Origin of the sequence: Winogradskyella vincentii, from assembly GCF_020166345.1 — a bacterium.
Lineage (GTDB): Bacteria > Bacteroidota > Bacteroidia > Flavobacteriales > Flavobacteriaceae > Winogradskyella > Winogradskyella vincentii.
Map to the genome: position 1 here is coordinate 1 of NZ_JAIUJS010000008.1, position 16,587 is coordinate 16,587.

Annotated in this window: 17 protein-coding genes; 7 read left to right on the forward strand and 10 right to left on the reverse strand. The window is 32.7% G+C overall.

Annotated features, from left to right (window positions below; translation table 11 throughout):
• The first annotated feature begins 102 nt into the window (after positions 1–102).
• Complete coding sequence (locus LBV24_RS12645) at positions 103–1,113, forward strand: PorP/SprF family type IX secretion system membrane protein (RefSeq protein ID WP_224479026.1); 1,011 nt, start codon at positions 103–105, stop codon at positions 1,111–1,113.
• 41 nt (positions 1,114–1,154) lie between these two features.
• Here the strand turns inward: LBV24_RS12645 and LBV24_RS12650 are convergent, their stop codons facing one another.
• Positions 1,155–2,318 (reverse strand): VWA domain-containing protein, encoded by a 1,164-nt coding sequence (locus LBV24_RS12650; RefSeq protein ID WP_224479027.1) that lies wholly within the window; start codon positions 2,316–2,318, stop codon positions 1,155–1,157.
• 214 nt (positions 2,319–2,532) lie between these two features.
• Between LBV24_RS12650 and LBV24_RS12655 the strand changes: the two genes are divergently transcribed.
• The 3 genes from LBV24_RS12655 to LBV24_RS12665 are packed head-to-tail and all read left to right on the forward strand — an operon-like array spanning position 2,533 to position 5,976.
• Positions 2,533–4,716, forward strand: a complete 2,184-nt coding sequence (locus tag LBV24_RS12655; RefSeq protein ID WP_224479028.1) for a tetratricopeptide repeat-containing sensor histidine kinase — start codon at positions 2,533–2,535, stop codon at positions 4,714–4,716.
• Between the two features lies 1 nt (position 4,717).
• Complete coding sequence (locus LBV24_RS12660; protein WP_224479029.1) at positions 4,718–5,452, forward strand: LytR/AlgR family response regulator transcription factor; 735 nt, start codon at positions 4,718–4,720, stop codon at positions 5,450–5,452.
• Between the two features lie 2 nt (positions 5,453–5,454).
• The gene (locus LBV24_RS12665; RefSeq protein WP_224479030.1) at positions 5,455–5,976 is read left to right on the forward strand and encodes a gamma carbonic anhydrase family protein; all 522 of its coding nucleotides are present in this window, start codon (positions 5,455–5,457) and stop codon (positions 5,974–5,976) included.
• Here LBV24_RS12665 and LBV24_RS12670 read toward each other — a convergent pair.
• The 9 genes from LBV24_RS12670 to LBV24_RS12710 all read right to left on the reverse strand — a co-directional run bounded on the left by LBV24_RS12670 (position 5,960) and on the right by LBV24_RS12710 (position 14,644).
• Complete coding sequence (locus LBV24_RS12670) at positions 5,960–6,307, reverse strand: GTPase (RefSeq protein ID WP_224479031.1); 348 nt, start codon at positions 6,305–6,307, stop codon at positions 5,960–5,962. The genes LBV24_RS12665 and LBV24_RS12670 overlap by 17 nt on opposite strands.
• A 37-nt stretch (positions 6,308–6,344) precedes the next feature.
• The gene (gene murI / locus LBV24_RS12675; RefSeq protein WP_224479032.1) at positions 6,345–7,124 is read right to left on the reverse strand and encodes a glutamate racemase; all 780 of its coding nucleotides are present in this window, start codon (positions 7,122–7,124) and stop codon (positions 6,345–6,347) included.
• A 64-nt stretch (positions 7,125–7,188) separates the two neighbouring features.
• Positions 7,189–7,689, reverse strand: coding sequence for an OmpH family outer membrane protein (locus LBV24_RS12680; RefSeq protein WP_224479033.1), 501 nt, complete (start codon positions 7,687–7,689; stop codon positions 7,189–7,191).
• A 29-nt stretch (positions 7,690–7,718) separates the two neighbouring features.
• Positions 7,719–8,879: an OmpH family outer membrane protein gene (locus tag LBV24_RS12685; protein ID WP_317196183.1), complete on the reverse strand. Its 1,161-nt coding sequence runs from the start codon at positions 8,877–8,879 to the stop codon at positions 7,719–7,721.
• A 152-nt stretch (positions 8,880–9,031) separates the two neighbouring features.
• Positions 9,032–11,602, reverse strand: coding sequence for a BamA/OMP85 family outer membrane protein (locus LBV24_RS12690; RefSeq protein WP_224479034.1), 2,571 nt, complete (start codon positions 11,600–11,602; stop codon positions 9,032–9,034).
• A complete protein-coding gene (locus LBV24_RS12695; RefSeq protein ID WP_224479035.1) occupies positions 11,571–12,314 on the reverse strand; it encodes an isoprenyl transferase in 744 nt (247 codons plus the stop codon). Before LBV24_RS12695 ends, LBV24_RS12690 begins: the two co-directional genes overlap by 32 nt.
• Positions 12,315–13,004, reverse strand: coding sequence for a type IX secretion system protein PorG (porG, locus tag LBV24_RS12700; protein ID WP_224479036.1), 690 nt, complete (start codon positions 13,002–13,004; stop codon positions 12,315–12,317). It lies immediately after the preceding gene.
• A 99-nt stretch (positions 13,005–13,103) separates the two neighbouring features.
• The gene (locus LBV24_RS12705; RefSeq protein WP_224479037.1) at positions 13,104–13,982 is read right to left on the reverse strand and encodes an NAD kinase; all 879 of its coding nucleotides are present in this window, start codon (positions 13,980–13,982) and stop codon (positions 13,104–13,106) included.
• A 5-nt stretch (positions 13,983–13,987) separates the two neighbouring features.
• The gene (locus LBV24_RS12710; protein WP_224479038.1) at positions 13,988–14,644 is read right to left on the reverse strand and encodes a CBS domain-containing protein; all 657 of its coding nucleotides are present in this window, start codon (positions 14,642–14,644) and stop codon (positions 13,988–13,990) included.
• 93 nt (positions 14,645–14,737) lie between these two features.
• Between LBV24_RS12710 and LBV24_RS12715 the strand changes: the two genes are divergently transcribed.
• Genes LBV24_RS12715 through LBV24_RS12725 form a run of 3 tightly spaced genes read left to right on the forward strand, consistent with a single transcriptional unit; the run spans position 14,738 to position 16,582 of the window.
• On the forward strand, positions 14,738–15,451 hold the full coding sequence (locus LBV24_RS12715) for a pyridoxine 5'-phosphate synthase (protein ID WP_224479039.1): 714 nt from the start codon (positions 14,738–14,740) through the stop codon (positions 15,449–15,451).
• Positions 15,448–16,212 (forward strand): alpha/beta fold hydrolase, encoded by a 765-nt coding sequence (locus tag LBV24_RS12720; RefSeq protein ID WP_224479040.1) that lies wholly within the window; start codon positions 15,448–15,450, stop codon positions 16,210–16,212. Before LBV24_RS12715 ends, LBV24_RS12720 begins: the two co-directional genes overlap by 4 nt.
• A 16-nt stretch (positions 16,213–16,228) precedes the next feature.
• On the forward strand, positions 16,229–16,582 hold the full coding sequence (locus LBV24_RS12725; RefSeq protein WP_224479041.1) for a phage holin family protein: 354 nt from the start codon (positions 16,229–16,231) through the stop codon (positions 16,580–16,582).
• Positions 16,583–16,587 lie beyond the last annotated feature (5 nt).

A 16,587-nucleotide genomic window follows, 5' to 3' on the forward strand; every position in this document is an offset into this window, starting at 1 on the left:
TGCCGAGCAGCGATTACTGGTTCACCGTGGAGTACGACGAGCCGATAACCAACCAGAGAAAGGAACTGAAGGCCCATTTTACCTTGAAACGTTAATAAAGAAATGAATTTGAAAAAGTATAGTTTAATAACATTTATAGCCTTAATAGTTAATTTTAGTTTTGCTCAAGAGGGTGTGCCTATTTATTCAGATTATTTGACTGATAATTATTATTTAATTCATCCGTCAATGGCTGGTGTGGCTAATTGTGCAAAGATTAGAATGACTGCAAGACAACAATGGTTTGGTATTGACGATGCTCCTAGCTTACAAACAATAAGTGCGAATGGGAGAGTCGGAGACTCACCTGTTGGAATTGGAGGTGTCTTTTTTAATGATTCAAATGGGTATCATTCTACAGTAGGTGGTTATGCTACATTTGCTTATCACTTAATGTTTTCAAGAAATGAGATAGATTTAAATATGCTTTCATTTGGATTAAGTGCTGGATTTTTACAGTATAAGTTGGATGAAACAGATTTTTTAGCACCAGGAGAATTTGATCAATTAATCGCAGGAATTGAACAAAGTGCAACAAACTTCAATATTGACTTTGGGTTTTCATATCAATTTCTAGATTTTTATGCACATTTCACTGCGAAGAATATTCTTAAAAATGAAGGGATAAACTTCAATGAACAGGGATTTGAATTTGATAATTTAAGAACCTATTTATTTTCCACAGGATATGTTTTTAGTAAATATGGTAGTGATTGGAGTTATGAGCCATCTGTAATGTTAATGCATAGAGATGCTACTGAGGAAACGACTATAGATATAAACGCTAAGGTTTATAGAGAAATGGATTTTGGTAAAGTTTGGGGAGGATTATCATATAGACGTAGTTTAGATGGAGCTGAATTTGTTGACGGTTCTGGAATTAGTAGTCAAAAGTTACAATATTTCACGCCATTCATCGGAGTTGATTATAATCAATTCGTTTTTGCATATACCTATTCTTATCAAGCAAATACAGTTAATTTTAATACAGGCGGATTTCATCAGATTACTTTAGGGTATAATTTTAATTGTAGACGAGAGAAATACGAGTGTAACTGTCCAGCAGTAAATTAATATATAAAAAGAAAGGCTCAATTTTATTGAGCCTTTGTTTATTACCAACTATAATTCTTAGTCTTACCCTGTATTTTAATTGCTTTAATCATTGCGTTTTCTAATCCATTTTTTGATTCGGTGGATTCGTTTGAAATATAATCACGTCGTTTAATATTTAATGATGCAATTGATTTTTGGAGTTTCTCTCTTTCTTTTCGTTTAAGTTGAATATAAGTTTTTATTTCAGAATTTGATTTGCCTTTCAATTCTTTAGGAAGTTGTTCGTCTTTTAAATCTTCATACTTAAAATTTTCTTCAAGTTCTGCATCAACTAAATCCCAAGAACTATTTTTATAAAGCCTAGAACTTTTACTAACTGTTCTGCTAACAGCATTGGCCTTATTGTAACTTCTTGCATTAGAATCTTGTTCTGCTTGGAGTTCCATTTTGGCAATGCCTTGAGTTCCATAGGCAACATAGGTTTTATTTAACTTTTTATTCAGTAAAAGAATTTCATCATCATAAGGAGTAGCTATATGTTTTGTTGCTTGATTATGATTTATAGCCATATAATTTCCATGTGTTAAATCAGCACCATCTTTCCAAGATGTGGAAATTCCTTGGTTGTAATCTCCGCAAAAAATAGTATTAACGGTGACATCTTTTTGATGAGCCAATTTAGAGGCAACTTTATAACTCACATCTCCTTGAGTGTAAGGTTCATTACCTGCAATAAAGATAAACTTTAAGTCATCTTTTTGATTACCCCAATTAAGTTGTTTAAGCGCTGTTTCAATTACTTTACCGCAAAATTCATTGCCACCATTTGTGGTTAATGAGAATAAGCTTTTAGAAATTTCGTCTAAATCATCGCTAAAACCAATTACTTGTCTTAAATAGCCTTCATCTGCATTGAGATTATCATTACCGTATTCATAAACAGCAATCTTAAGATTTGGATTTTGTTCTTTGCACTTTGCATATGATAGTTCATTTACAATTTGCCATAATTGGGCCTTTGCCTGGTCAATAAGTCCGTCCATACTATTACTAGTATCTAGAAGTAAAGCGACTTTAATTTCAGGTGTCTCTGAAATCATATTAGTTTCTAGAACCGTTCCTTTAATTGCAATTTCTTGTTTGTGTTTTTTATTATTAGCATTGCAAGCGCTTACAACTATAATGGTCAATGAAAGGACCATGTTTTTAATTATTGTTTTCATATTGATTCGTTTTTTGATTACTGTGTAAAGCTCATATTAAAAAGAATGAATAAAAAACCAGAATGAGTGAATAAGTCTTTTGAGTGAGTGATGCAATTAGGTTTTTTTGTTAAGTAGAAGATTCGGGTAATTAAATAATTGAGATAGAAGGTTGAGCATTTTTTCAAGTGGAATAAAGTATGTAAGTTTAATCCATTAACACGTATTAAATATTTTGAATACAACGCATATATATATTTATTTAATCATTTTTCTACTTGGATTTAGCGCACAAAGTCAGGTTAAGACTGAGGCAGATTCAAAAAAGGAAGAAATGATTTTTGATATTAGGGGTTCGGTATATATGCAAGACACGCGTGTGCCAATAGATGGTGTTGCAATTTCTGTGAACAATGGCGCTTACACAACTACAAATAAAGACGGAAAATTTACAGTTGAGGCTAGAATAGGCGATCAACTTACGGTACAGCATAAAGATTTTGAAACTATTTTTTATACCATTACAAGCGGAGAAAGAATTTCTATTGAGGTTTCTGAAGATAGTAGTCCATATCGCAAAAAACTAGGTAAAGAGTCATTAGGTATGCGGTTTAATAGGTTAATTGACTCTGCGGATGTTTATTTAAAGCAGGATGCCGAAAGAAGTATACAATTTATTGGAGATGCTTTAGATAGAGATGTAAGTTCTGGCCAAAGTGCAGAGGCCCATGAACTGTTAGGCGATGTGTACATGTATTGGAAACAATATGATTTAGCAATTTCAGCTTACAAAATTAGTATTCAAAACACTGAATCATCTTCTACTAAATTAAAATTAGCAAAGGCATTTTTTGGGAATCAAGAATATCAACAAAGTATAAGGGCTTTTCAAGAGTTAAATGAGAGGAACCTATCCAATTACGAAAACACCGAACGCTTTGAGGGTTTAGGAGATGCATATCAAAAAATAAATGATTATACCAGCGCAATAGATTCTTATGAAAAAGGGTTGACAATTGCTAAAGACCATCTGATTTCTCCAAAAATCACGGATTTAAACTCAAAGTTAGCCCAAGTTTATAATGATAGAGGGGAGTTAACAAAGGCCAAAACCTATTTTAATAACTCATTAAACTTAGCACAAAAGGAAAATAAAACGAGGGCAGTAGAGGAACAAGTAAAAGTTGCTGAATTTAGTGGTGATATGGAAGATTATGAAAGTGAAATACAACTAAGAAAAAAAGCAATTGAAGGCATAATAGATATAGAAAAAGATTCTTTAATCTCAAATGAAAGTGCTATAACATTACAGAAACAGAATTATAAAATAGGGAATGCATATTATCTTAATAATGATTTAGAGAATGCCATACCTTATTTAGAAAAGAGCTTTGAAGAGGCCGAGAAGAAGGAGGATCTTGTTGTAAAGAAGGATGCAGCGCGCAAACTATCAGAGGTAAATATTAAAGCAGGTAATACCGAAAAAGGTCTAGAATACTTGGATACATATAAAAATGTAGTTGATGAGCTTTATGATGAGCTTTACGCACAGAAGGAAATGGAGATTTCTCAAGTGTCAAGTTTTAGAAGAAATATTTTAGATAAACAAAACAGAATTACCTCGCTTGAAAGTGATAGGGCTTTATCTGAAAGCAAATATGAACTAACCGAGGAAAGAAATAAACGCCAGCAACTTATTATACACTCACTAATTGGAGGCTTGATACTTCTTTTGGTTACGGGTTATTTTATGTTTAAGTATATAAAACAACAAAAGCTTGCAAACAATCTATTGGCTTTAAAAACATTGCGTAGTCAAATGAATCCACATTTCATTTTCAATGCCTTAAACTCTGTTAATAGTTTCATTGCTACAAACGATGAGCGCACTGCAAATAAGTACTTGTCTGATTTTTCATTTTTGATGCGAGCCGTCTTAGAAAATAGTGAAGAGGATTTTATTCCTTTGGCAAAGGAGATTGAGCTATTAGAATTATATACCAAATTAGAGCACTTTAGGTTTCAGGATAAATTTGATTACTCTATTAATGTAGATGAATCCATAAACATCGAAGACTTTCTTATTCCTCCTATGCTACTTCAACCATATATAGAAAATGCTGTATGGCACGGGTTGAGATACAAGGAAAATAAAGGGAAATTGAATATAGACATTCAATCTAGATCCAAAGAAGAGATAACAATCACAATTACTGATGATGGTATTGGTAGAGAGCGTTCTAAAGCGTTAAAAACTGCACACCAAAAGAAACAAAATTCAAAGGGTATGAACAATATCAAAAAGCGCGTTGCCATACTTAATGAAATGTATAAAGACAAAGTTGATGTTTATATTGATGATTATCAAGATGAAAGGGATACAGGTACAAAAGTTGTTGTAACACTTAAAAAGGATTAATATGAAACTTAAAGCAATAATTGTAGAAGATGAGGCAAAAAGCAGAGAGATTCTAAGAAATTATCTCACTAAATATTGCCCAAATGTTTCAATATTAGGTGAAGCTTCTAATGTAGATGAAGCATTAATTGAGATAAGAAATAACGATTTAGATGTTGTTTTTCTCGATGTTGAAATGCCGTATGGCAATGCCTTTGATTTATTGGATAAAGTGGGTGATATCAATTTCGAAACCATATTTGTAACCGCATATAATCACTATGCAATTGACGCTTTAAATGCTCATGCATCATATTATTTGATGAAACCAATTTCCATTGACGAGTTAATAAAAGCTGTAGATTATGTAACTGAAATAAAAACTAAGGAAGATGCACTACAGGATCAGGTTTTAACGCCTAAAACTAAAGTTGTAAGTGGTAAGATTACATTACCTCAACAAGATGGTTTTGAAATAATAGATACTTCGGACATAATGTATTGCAAGGCAGATGACAATTACACGGAAATATATTTAAACAACAATAAAAAGAAATTAGTGAGTAAAACACTAAAATATATTGAAGAAAGTCTAAAGGATGGTAATTTTGCAAGAGTTCATAAAAGTTATTTGGTCAATGTCAATGAAATTGTAAAATACGTGAAAGGAAAAGGAGGAAGTGTAGTGTTAAGTAATGGAAAAGAGGTTATGGTATCGGCTTCTAGAAAATCTGAATTGTTATCTTATTTTAAATAATTATGCCAATTATAAAACAAGTTAGAGGAATACATCCTCAAATACCAGAAGATTGTTTCGTCGCAGAGAATGCAACAATTGTAGGAGAAGTCATAATGGGGAAAAAATGCAGTGTATGGTTTAATGCTGTAATTAGAGGAGATGTACATTTTATAAAAATGGGCAATAAAGTTAATGTACAGGATGGCGCTATAATACATGCTACATACCAGAAATCTCCAACGACGATTGGTAATAATGTTTCCATAGGGCATAATGCAATTGTGCATGGTTGTACCATATATGATAATGTACTTGTGGGTATGGGCAGTATTATAATGGATGATTGTATAGTAGAAAGTAATTGTATAATTGCCGCAGGTGCAGTCGTTACCCAGAATACAATTGTTGAGTCTGGAAGTATCTATGCAGGAGTACCTGCTAAAAAGGTTAAAGATATAAGTGCTGAGTTAATTTCTGGTGAAATTGACAGAATTGCGAATAACTATGTGAAGTATTCAAGTTGGTTTAAAACCGATTCTTGAGAATTTCAATTAATTCCTCAACACTTTGGATGGAATTAAGCTTTTCATTATTTAATATAGTAGTCAACTGGTTATCCATAAGTTTTAATACAGATGGATATTCAACTTTAACATTTGGAAAGATCGCTTCAAATTCATCTTTATGGTAAAAGATCAAATCAGTGTTACTTTTTTCTCTAAAATTTTTCCATGTCTTTTTTTCAGAAAAGGCATCGTAAGTTAGGGCGCATAAACTACAAGGATAAGTTTTTGGACTTAATAGTTTATGTACTCCGTCCAATAAGGCATTTAACTTCCCTGAGTTGGCATTATATATAAAAATGAACTTCATTATATATTAATTAGTGTATGACTAAACACTTTCCTTACTAAAATTCTAAAAACGAAGTATCAAACCTATTTTCTAGAATTGAGTTTAGTACTTCAATGTCTCCATTAGAATACAATTTTATTATAGGCTTAGTATTATTGGAGTTTAATAAGTCATTCGCTTTTAGTATGGCTTGAGTTTGTTTGGCAACTGCTAGTCCAGAATCTATAATAGTTACTTTTTTTGGCAACATCTTTTTCAAAATTGGAATTAAATATGGATAATGTGTGCAACCTAAAACCAAATAGTCTATATCTGCTTCGATCATTGGGTCAATATAGCTTTTTAATAAAGCCTGCATCTTTTTTGAATCTAATTGACCTGTTTCAATTAAAGGAACAATGCCTTCACCAACTTGTTCAATGACTTTTATCCCACTAGCATATAAGTCCGTGGTCTTATGAAATAATTGACTACTCAAAGTACCTCTTGTAGCCAGGATACCGACTACTTTAGTCTTAGTCTTTAAGGCTGCTGGTTTAATTGCTGGTTCAATTCCTATAAAAGGCACATCATATTTTTCTCTTAAATAGGATATGGCATTTGTTGTAGCAGTGTTGCATGCAACTACAATAATTTTGCATCCTTCATCAAGCAGTAATTCTGTGTTTTTGATACTTAGTTGAACAATTTCATCCTTTGTTTTATTACCATAAGGAGCATGTTTACTGTCTGCCAAATAAATAAAGTGTTCAGCAGGTAGTATGCTATGTATCTCCTTAAAAATAGAAGTTCCTCCAATGCCAGAATCGAATATTCCTATGGGTTTGTTACTCATTATCACAAAAATAAAAAGTCGCTTATCAAATAAGCGACTTTTATAATATTTATTTGAGTATAAATTATAATCCTAATTCAGCCTTTACGTCTGCCATTAAATCTTTTCCCTTAGCAACAATTAATCCTCCTGCTTCAAGTACATATTCAATATTTTGCGCAGCAGCAACTTTTTCAATTGCACTCTTCGCTTTTTCTGTAATTGGCTTTAATAGATCAAATTCCTTTTTTTGTAGATCTTGTTGAGCTTGTTGCTGGTATTGACCTAAGCTTTGCTTCATTTCCTCAACTTCTTGCATACGCTTTTGATTCTCTTCTTGTGTCTGGCTTGGTGCTTCAGCATCGTATTGCTTTAATTTAGTCTCAAGTTCTTTAATAGAGCCTTCTATTGTTTGTTGATAGGTTTTCCCAAGTTTTTCAATTTCCGCTTGTGCAGCTTTATACTCAGGCATGGCTTTTATTAGCTCTTGTGTATCAATATGTGCAATACTACTTTGTGCAGCTGTAAAACTAGTAGCTCCTATAAAAAGTGCTGTTGCAAATAATAAAGTTTTTAAATGTTTCATTTTTTCTAAGTTGTATTTGTGTGTTATAATTAATTATTTCCTTCCTCTTTCTTAGCTTTTGCTATAGAATCTCTCTTTTTTAGTTGTTTCTCTCGTTCTTCGCGAGCTTTTTTACGCTCTTCGATTATTTGTTTTTTTCTATCTTCTAATGCTTTCTTTCTGGCTTCTCTTTCCTTTAATTTTTGCTGACGCTTTTCTTCTAAAATTTCAGCTTGGGTTTTAGGCTTACTTGTTTTACTTGAGTCTTTTTTTACTTCAGCTTCAGGCTTTTTGGTTTCTGTTTTATCCGTATTTTTTTCTTTTGCAACCTCTCCTACAACTGCTCCTTCTTTAGTTTCAGTTTTGGTTTCTTCCTTAGCTTCTTCTGTTTTAGCTTCAGTCTCTTCTCCTGTATTATTCTGAGCATTTCTTGCCTCAAGAACCTTTCTACGTCTTTCCTCTGCTTCACGCTTTTTTGCTTCCCTAGCTTCTTGTTGTTGCTTTCTTCTTTCTTCTAGAGCTTTTTCTCTTTCAGCACGTTTAGCCGCTAACTCAGCTTCACGAGTTGCTTTGCGTTCTTCTAGGGCTTTTTGTCGTTCATCCTTTTCTGAGTCTACAACTGGTACAACTTCTTCCTCTTCTAATTCCTTTCTTTCTTTTTTGCTTTTCGCTTGAGATCTCTTAGATGTTCTAGTAATAGTTCTTAGAACTTGCTCACTAATGTCATATCGCTCAGCTGAATAAAGCATAACAACGTCTGCAGATTTATCAAAAACAAAATCATATTTCTTTGTTGATGCTATCTCTTGCACAGCTGAAAAAATCTGATCTTGAATTGGAGCAATTAATTGTCTTTTTTGAATCATTAAATCTCCATTAGGACCAAATCGTTTTTGTTGATAATCTAAAATTTCAGCTTCTTCAAAAGATATGTCTTCCATCCTTTCTTCATAGAGCTCCTTGGTTAAAAGAACACTTTCATTTTCAAGCTCTTTCTTCTTCTGCTCAATGACGCTCAGCTGTTTTTCAATTTCAGATTTCCATTGCAATACTTTCTTGTCTAATTGCGTTGAAGCTTCTTGATATTCAGGAACATTTTGTAAAATGTATTCAGTATCTATATAACCAATCCTAACACCACGTTGTGCCATAGCACTAAAGCTCATTAACCCTGTAATTGCCAGTAAAAAAAGAACTTTAAATTTCATCATGAGTATATTTTTATTTAGAGTCTTAAATGGTGTGACCAAATGTTTCCCTTGTTTTCAGTGTTACTTTACTTCAAATTAACGAAATATATTCCTAAAAATTTTAACACCATGATGAAATCCTTATATAGCTGTTAGAAAATATCGTGCCAAACTTAAAATTGTTGTCCGATAATGAAGTGAGTTTCCCATCCATTTTTAACAGTTCGACCTGGTAGAGGATCGAAACCATGACCAAAATCTATACCCAATAATCCAAAGGCTGGCATAAATATTCTTAAACCAACACCTGCAGATCTATTGAGATCAAACGGATTGAAATCTCTAAAGCTATTAACAGATGCTCCAGCTTCTAAAAAGGTTAAAGCATAAATTTTAGCTTGTGCACCCAAAGTTATAGGGTACCTCAATTCTAATGAAAACTTGTTATATATTGATCCACCATCTTGAGTTGATAGCGATTGATTTGGATAACCACGTAATTGAATTATTTCTCTTCCATCTAAAGCAAAGTTTCCTAAACCATCACCACCAAGGAAAAATCTTTCAAAAGGTATAACACCTCTATCGTTGTTATATGCACCTAAGAAACCAAATTCAACACTCGGTCTTAAAACGAGCTTTTTAGTTAATTCGGTATACCAATCTGCCTTAAACTTTATTTTGTAAAATTCTAACCAATTAAAACGTTCTTGGTCAATTTCACCGATGCGCTCTAAGTCATCCGGATCAGTTGGGTCTAGAGAATCCCTTTCATCAGCTAAAGCTTCATAATCAACACCATTAACCAAGGAATATGGGAAAGTAGCCTTTGCTGATATTGAAAAATTTGAACCACCAGTTGGATAAATAGGATCGTTATAAAGGTTATTTCTACTTAAACCAATGGTGTAAGATAAATTATTAGAGGTTCCGTTTCCAAACGTAAATAGCCCTGTGTTATAATTATTAAGATCGTAATGCTGATAACTTATTGCTTGAGAAAGTAAAAAGAAATCATCTGGTCTCTTTAATCTGGTAGATGCACCAAATGTTATACCTGTAATATTAAAACTTCTACTTTTATCTGCTCTTCTGCTTTGAGGGTCAAATAAAAATTGTCTAGAATAGGATAATGAAGTTGAAAGTTGGAATGGTTTTTTACCACCTAACCATGGTTCACTAAAAGAAAAACTATAAGTCTGAAAGAACTGACTAGCTTGAAGCCTTAATGCTAAACTTTGACCATCACCTCTAGGGACTGGCTTATAAGCTTCCTTTTTAAATATGTCTTTTATTGCAAAGTTGTTAAAAGACAAACCGAGTGTTCCGATAAAGCCACCACCACCGTAACCACCTTGTAATTGAATCTGGCTAGAACCTTGCTCTACAACTGAATACTCAACATCGAGAGTTCCATCAACAGGGTTTGGGTTTTTGATATTAGGTGCAATTTGCTGAGCATCAAAAAATCCTAATTGACCAAGCTCTCTAATTGTTCTAATAATATTTGCCTTACTATACAATTGTCCTGGACGTGTTCTAATTTCTCTATATATTACATGGTCGTTAGTTACATCATTTCCAACTACCGTTACATTATTAAAATAGGCTGGTTTACCCTCTGATATTCTTATCTCCATATCAATAACATTACCTTCTGCACTCACTTCTACTGGATTAATAGTAGAAAACATGTATCCGAAGTTTTGATATGCATTTGTTAAATCATTGGCATCAGGATTATTTGGGTCTGCTATACGCTCTCTTAATTCAACACCATTATAAGTGTCTCCTGGTTTAATTTTTAAGATACTAGATAAATAGCTATCTGAATAAACTGTATTACCTACAAAATCTATTTTTCCAAAGGTATATTTTTCACCTTCCTCAACATTAATATTTAAACTGATAGTATTGTCATTGTTGTAAATAATAGAATCTGATACTACCCTTGCGTCTCTATATCCTTTGGCTTTATAATAATCTACAACACTTACAAGGTCAGTTTTATAGTCTTCCTCAATGTACTTAGATCTTTTAAGAATACGAATTGGGTTTTTTTGCTTCGTGTTTTTCATTGCTTTACGAAGCTTTTTCCCTTTAATTTTTTCATTGCCGATAAAAGAGATATCCTTAATCTTAACCTTTTCACCTTTATCTATTTTAATAAGCATATCAACGCGCTCCTTCTTAACTGAATCTATTACCTGGGAAGTGATTATGTTTATTTTAGCATTAAGAAACCCTTTCTTTTGGTATTTATTGGAAAGATAATTACGCGTATTAGCTATTAAATTTTCAGTAACCTTAACTCCAGATTGAAGATTGTTTTCTTGGATGATTTCATCTTTTTTACCTTTTTTTACCCCAGATATTGTAAGGTCCAATAGTTCTGGCAAATCCATAAGGTTTATCTCTAGATTTGCAGTATTACCATCAATGTTAGTTACGTATATATCTATACTACTAAATAGGTTAGATTTCCACAGTGTTTTTACAGCATTTGCTATTTTCTCACCACCTATTTGAATTTCTTCATTTTTTCTAAGTTTAGAATAAGCTATAATTGTTTGTGGACTGAAATTAGTGTTTCCAGTAACATTAATTTCTTTTATTAAATACTTAGCGCCTTCAACCTGAGCATTAGCAGTTATCGTTGCAATAAAGAACAATACTATGGTTATAAACGTTGTAAAGGAGATTAGTACTCTATTAAGGGGTAAGTTGTTCGCTTGTTTTTCCAAATCTTCGTTCTCTATTTTGATAATTTATGAGGGCCTCGTACAGATTTTCTTTTTTAAAATCTGGCCATAAAATATCTGTAAAATATAATTCTGCATAGGCGATTTGCCAAAGCAAAAAATTACTAATACGTTGTTCTCCACTTGTTCTAATTAGTAGGTCAACGTCTGGTAAATTTTGCGTGTAAAGATGCTTATTTATAATGGATTCATCAATACTTTCAGAGGAAATTATATTATTTTTAACTTTAACTGATAATTCCTTAATAACATTAACAATTTCCTCACGAGAACCATAGCTTAACGCTAAAGTTAATGTCATATTCGTATTGTTTTTGGTTTTTTCTATAACATCTAATAGTTCAGAATATGCTTTTTTAGGTAAATCTTTTAAGCAACCAATAGCAGAAAGTCTAATATTATTGTCTTGTAAAGTTTTTATCTCTTTTTTTAAAGACCTGACCAATAACTTCATTAGAGTTTGCACTTCTATTTTTGGTCTATTCCAGTTTTCAGTTGAAAACGCATAAAGAGTGAGGTTTTTTATGCCAAGTTCAGCACTAGCTTCTACTGTTTCCCTAACAGATTTTGTTCCGTTTTCATGACCAATGACTCGCACTAACCCTTTTTGCTTTGCCCAGCGTCCATTACCGTCCATTATTATGGCAACATGGTTAGGTAGTTTATCTTTGTTTATTTGGTCTTTTAAGCTCATTTAAAAATTACAATAGCAAGGTCTTCTTCCAAAGGTGTAAGTTAGTGTAAATCCTGTAAATACATACCAATCATTACTATTAGTATTTCCAAAACTAAATCGTTCTCTAAATTCTGCATCTGGAACGCTTCCATCAATCTCGTCAGTAAAGGTATATCTTGTGCCAATTTCTGCTGCTAGGACCAAATGATTTGAGATATTAGTTTTATAGCCTAAAACCATTGGTATTCCATAGGCCCAACTAGAAGTGTTTTCAGATGTTATAATGCCGTTTTCATCAAAATAGAAATTATCATGATTTGCTGTAGTTATACCAGTGTATAGATACGGTGTGCCTTGTATGCCTACTTGATGAAGATCAAAATCCCAAAAGGTAAACTCCATACCCACAGAAATTTCTAATATATCGTTACTAAAACTATAGTCTCTTTCTACTCGCCTAGGATCACTAGATTTACTATCGAGTCCTTCTAATTCACTAAAAATAATTGACGCTCTAAAGGAATGTCTGGGGCTTCTATTCCATTTAAAAATAGCGCCTAATGCCGGTTGATTTGGAGAAATGTAATTGGTAGCTCCAACATCGCCAATAAAATTACTTCCACCAGCAAAAATACCAACTTCATAAATCTGAGCGTCTATATTTTGGCTTATGAAAATACTCAATATAACTAGGAAAAAATACCTCATAAAATTCTCAAAGTTTGCAAATATAATAATTATGATGAGCCTTTAACAATTTGAATTAAATTGTCTTAGAGATAAACAGATTAAATGGGTATTTATTGTTTAGTTTCTCCGATCTTCTCCCCAGAGTAATTTTTTTCTTAATGTATCTAAAAATGACTCATCAATCAATTCTACCATTCTTATTACAAAGTCAGCTTTTTTAATAATCACCTTAGTGCTGTTTGGTAAGGTAATGATCCGAGAATCTAGTGACAAGAGAAATTGGTCCTCTCTACCGTCAACTTTAAACTTCACGGATGTGTTATCTGGTATTATTAGAGGCCTAGCACTTAGGTTATGCGGTGCAATAGGCGTTAATACAAAGTTGTTAGCATCTGGTGTAATAACAGGTCCTCCACAACTTAATGAATAACCTGTTGAACCTGTAGGTGTGGAAAGGATAAGGCCATCCGCCCAATATGAGGTTAAATATTCATCATTAAGGTGAGTTTCAACAGTAATCATTGAGGTTGTATTCTTCCTGCTTATGGCAATTTCGTTTAGTGCGAAGTTCGTGTTTTCAATATCCTCATTCTTTGGGCTAGTTGTAACACTTAACAATGAACGCTCTGATATTTTATAGGCACCTTTGAATATTTCATTCAAGGCATTTGAGATTTCATCTGTCTGTATTGTTGCCAGAAATCCTAGACGCCCAGTATTTATACCTACAATCGGAATCCCTAAATCTCTTACAAAAGTTATTGCTCTTAGAATTGTACCGTCTCCTCCAATACTAATTAGTAAATTAAAGGAATCATCTAGGGTATTGAATTGTTTTACAGATGAATTATCTTGAATAGAATCAGTTTGCTTGCTTAAAAAATCTGATTCGACAAAAACATCTATGTTATGTTCTAAAAGTATTTTTAGAAGAATATTAAAGGCCTCTTGGTTGGATTCCTTTGCATAATTTTGACCATAAACAGCAATTTTCATATCAATTACATGTTTAAATATTTATCAAGATATTGTGAGCGTTCTTTCAAACTATTTAGATAAGTGTCATCTTCATGACCCGAAACTATATTATAACTGTAACGTCTAAAGGTCTGAATAACCTCGTTTAGACTTGCGTTGGCAATTTTAATAGTAACTTTAACTAAATCACCATCCATTTTAGAGATAAATGCACCTAATAATTTGGCATCATTAGATTCAACAATTTGACTTATTTCACTGAAAGAATAGTCATTAATACCCTTTTCAACAATTATTATTCCTCCTGGCTCAGAGAAAAATGGAGTTTCATTAAATAAGTGAATAATATCGTTCAATTCATAATAACCAATATAGGTGTTATCCATCCTTAACACAGGCATTATGTTAGAGTCGTTTTGTGCAAAAGCCTCTAAAACATCAAGCCAATTTGTGGTGTCTCTAACGTAGAAGCCCTCAACTGCATAGTTGCAATCGCTTATGGAAATTGCACCATCAAAGCAATGTGCGTCTGTTTCAGAAATGCAACCCATATAAATTCCATCTTTGTGAATTGGAACATGCGAATAAGTCAGATTATTAAAAAGTAATTGTAAATCACTTATTTTATCTGTGATACTTAGTGGTTTAATATCATTTATTATGTATTGCTGTAATTGCATTATGGGACTATTAATTAGGCGCAAATTAATCAAAAATAACCACAAAAAGCATCATGTACTTCGTATTTTTGTATTTCAAAAAATTGAGATTAAATGACCAAGTTAAGTGTTAATATTAATAAGATTGCCACACTAAGAAACAGTAGAGGAGGTGACCTGCCCAATGTTGTACAGTTTGCTAAGGATGTTCAAAGATTTGGGGCAGAAGGGGTTACGATACATCCGAGACCTGATGAAAGACATATTAGATATCAAGATGCATACGATTTAAAACCAGTAGTGCACACTGAATATAATATTGAAGGTAATCCAATACCCAAGTTTATTGATCTGGTTTTAGACATAAAACCAACTCAAGTGACTTTAGTGCCAGATGCTGAGGATGCAATAACATCAAATGCTGGTTGGGACACCATTAAACACAAAGATTTTTTAATAGAGGTAATTAAAGAATTTAAAGACAATGGTATCAGAACTTCCATTTTTGTTGATCCAGATATGTGCCAGATACAAGGGGCAAAGGATACAGGTACAGATAGAATAGAATTATACACAGAGTCATTTGCACATCAATTTAAATTCGGGAATAAAGAAGGTATTAAACCTTATATGGAATGTGCTGGTTTAGCAAATTCGTTGCAATTAGGCATTAATGCTGGACATGATTTATCACTAGAAAATATAAAATTCTTTAAGGAAAATATTACAGGACTCCTTGAGGTATCAATTGGGCATGCATTGGTATCGGAAAGTCTTTATCTCGGAGTTGAAAATGTAATTCAAATGTATTTGCACAGACTACAATGATTTTACATTCTAATGTTATTGGTGAAGGTAATCCCTTCATAATATTGCACGGATTTTTAGGTATGGGTGATAATTGGAAAACCTTGGCCAGAAAGTTTTCAGAATCAAGTTTCCAAGTGCATTTAGTGGATCAGAGAAATCATGGTCGTAGTTTTCATTCAGATGAATTTGACTATGAACTTTTGGCGGAAGACTTAATGCATTATTGTCAGAGCAAAGGAATGTCTGAAATTATTTTGTTAGGTCATTCAATGGGTGGAAAAACAGCCATGTTATTTGCTTCAAAATACCCAGATTTAGTAAAAAAATTAATTGTTGCAGACATATCTCCACGATATTACCCTGTGCATCATGATGTCATTTTAGAAGGATTGAGCCAATTAGATTTTTCATTCGTCAAAACGAGACTAGAAGCAGATCAGGTTTTAGAGGAATACGTACCACAAATCGGAGTTAGGCAATTTTTGCTGAAAAATCTATATTGGGTGTATAAAGGTGAACTAGGATTGAGAATAAACCTTGAAGTTTTAAAAGAAAATGTATCAGAGGTTGGAGAAGCTTTGCCAGCTCATGCTGTTTTCGAGAAGGAAACTTTATTTCTTCGTGGGGACAGATCTGAATATATTGGAGAGGCTGATGAGGCCATAATTAATAGCCACTTTCCAAATTCAGAAATTGTGACAATAACTAAAGCAGGTCATTGGCTTCATGCAGAAAACCCAACTGAGTTTTATGATGCTGTTATAAAATTTGTAAATTGATAAAAAATCAAAGATTATGAATGTAATTATTAGACTTTTATTAAACGCTTTAGCAGTTTTCATTCTCGCACATGTTTTAGACGGTGTTACTGTAAATGGTTATTTGGGAGCATTAATTGTTGCCGTAGTCATAGCAGTATTGAATATATTGGTAAAACCTCTACTAATTATTTTAACCTTACCAGTGACTTTAATGACATTGGGCTTGTTTCTGTTAGTTATTAATGCGTTGATAATACTTTTGGCAGACAAATTAGTTGATGGTTTTGGGGTTTCAAGTTTTTTGACTGCTTTGCTTTTTAGCATCCTGTTATCTATACTTCAATCGATACTACATTCAATATTTAAGGAGAAGAAGAAACCGCAATAAATCAA

Excerpts from the sequence above, each read along its gene's own strand:
- LBV24_RS12710 (WP_224479038.1), bottom strand. The coding sequence starts at position 14,644 with ATGCAATTACAGCAATACATAATAAATGATATTAAACCACTAAGTATC.
- LBV24_RS12660 (WP_224479029.1), top strand. The coding sequence starts at position 4,718 with ATGAAACTTAAAGCAATAATTGTAGAAGATGAGGCAAAAAGCAGAGAG.
- LBV24_RS12705 (WP_224479037.1), bottom strand. The coding sequence starts at position 13,982 with ATGAAAATTGCTGTTTATGGTCAAAATTATGCAAAGGAATCCAACCAA.
- LBV24_RS12725 (WP_224479041.1), top strand. The coding sequence starts at position 16,229 with ATGAATGTAATTATTAGACTTTTATTAAACGCTTTAGCAGTTTTCATT.
- murI (WP_224479032.1), bottom strand. The coding sequence starts at position 7,124 with ATGAGTAACAAACCCATAGGAATATTCGATTCTGGCATTGGAGGAACT.
- LBV24_RS12720 (WP_224479040.1), top strand. The coding sequence starts at position 15,448 with ATGATTTTACATTCTAATGTTATTGGTGAAGGTAATCCCTTCATAATA.
- LBV24_RS12670 (WP_224479031.1), bottom strand. The coding sequence starts at position 6,307 with ATGAAGTTCATTTTTATATATAATGCCAACTCAGGGAAGTTAAATGCC.
- LBV24_RS12645 (WP_224479026.1), top strand. The coding sequence starts at position 103 with ATGAATTTGAAAAAGTATAGTTTAATAACATTTATAGCCTTAATAGTT.
- LBV24_RS12695 (WP_224479035.1), bottom strand. The coding sequence starts at position 12,314 with ATGAGCTTAAAAGACCAAATAAACAAAGATAAACTACCTAACCATGTT.
- LBV24_RS12650 (WP_224479027.1), bottom strand. The coding sequence starts at position 2,318 with ATGAAAACAATAATTAAAAACATGGTCCTTTCATTGACCATTATAGTT.
- LBV24_RS12715 (WP_224479039.1), top strand. The coding sequence starts at position 14,738 with ATGACCAAGTTAAGTGTTAATATTAATAAGATTGCCACACTAAGAAAC.
- porG (WP_224479036.1), bottom strand. The coding sequence starts at position 13,004 with ATGAGGTATTTTTTCCTAGTTATATTGAGTATTTTCATAAGCCAAAAT.
- LBV24_RS12665 (WP_224479030.1), top strand. The coding sequence starts at position 5,455 with ATGCCAATTATAAAACAAGTTAGAGGAATACATCCTCAAATACCAGAA.
- LBV24_RS12685 (WP_317196183.1), bottom strand. The coding sequence starts at position 8,879 with ATGATGAAATTTAAAGTTCTTTTTTTACTGGCAATTACAGGGTTAATG.
- LBV24_RS12680 (WP_224479033.1), bottom strand. The coding sequence starts at position 7,689 with ATGAAACATTTAAAAACTTTATTATTTGCAACAGCACTTTTTATAGGA.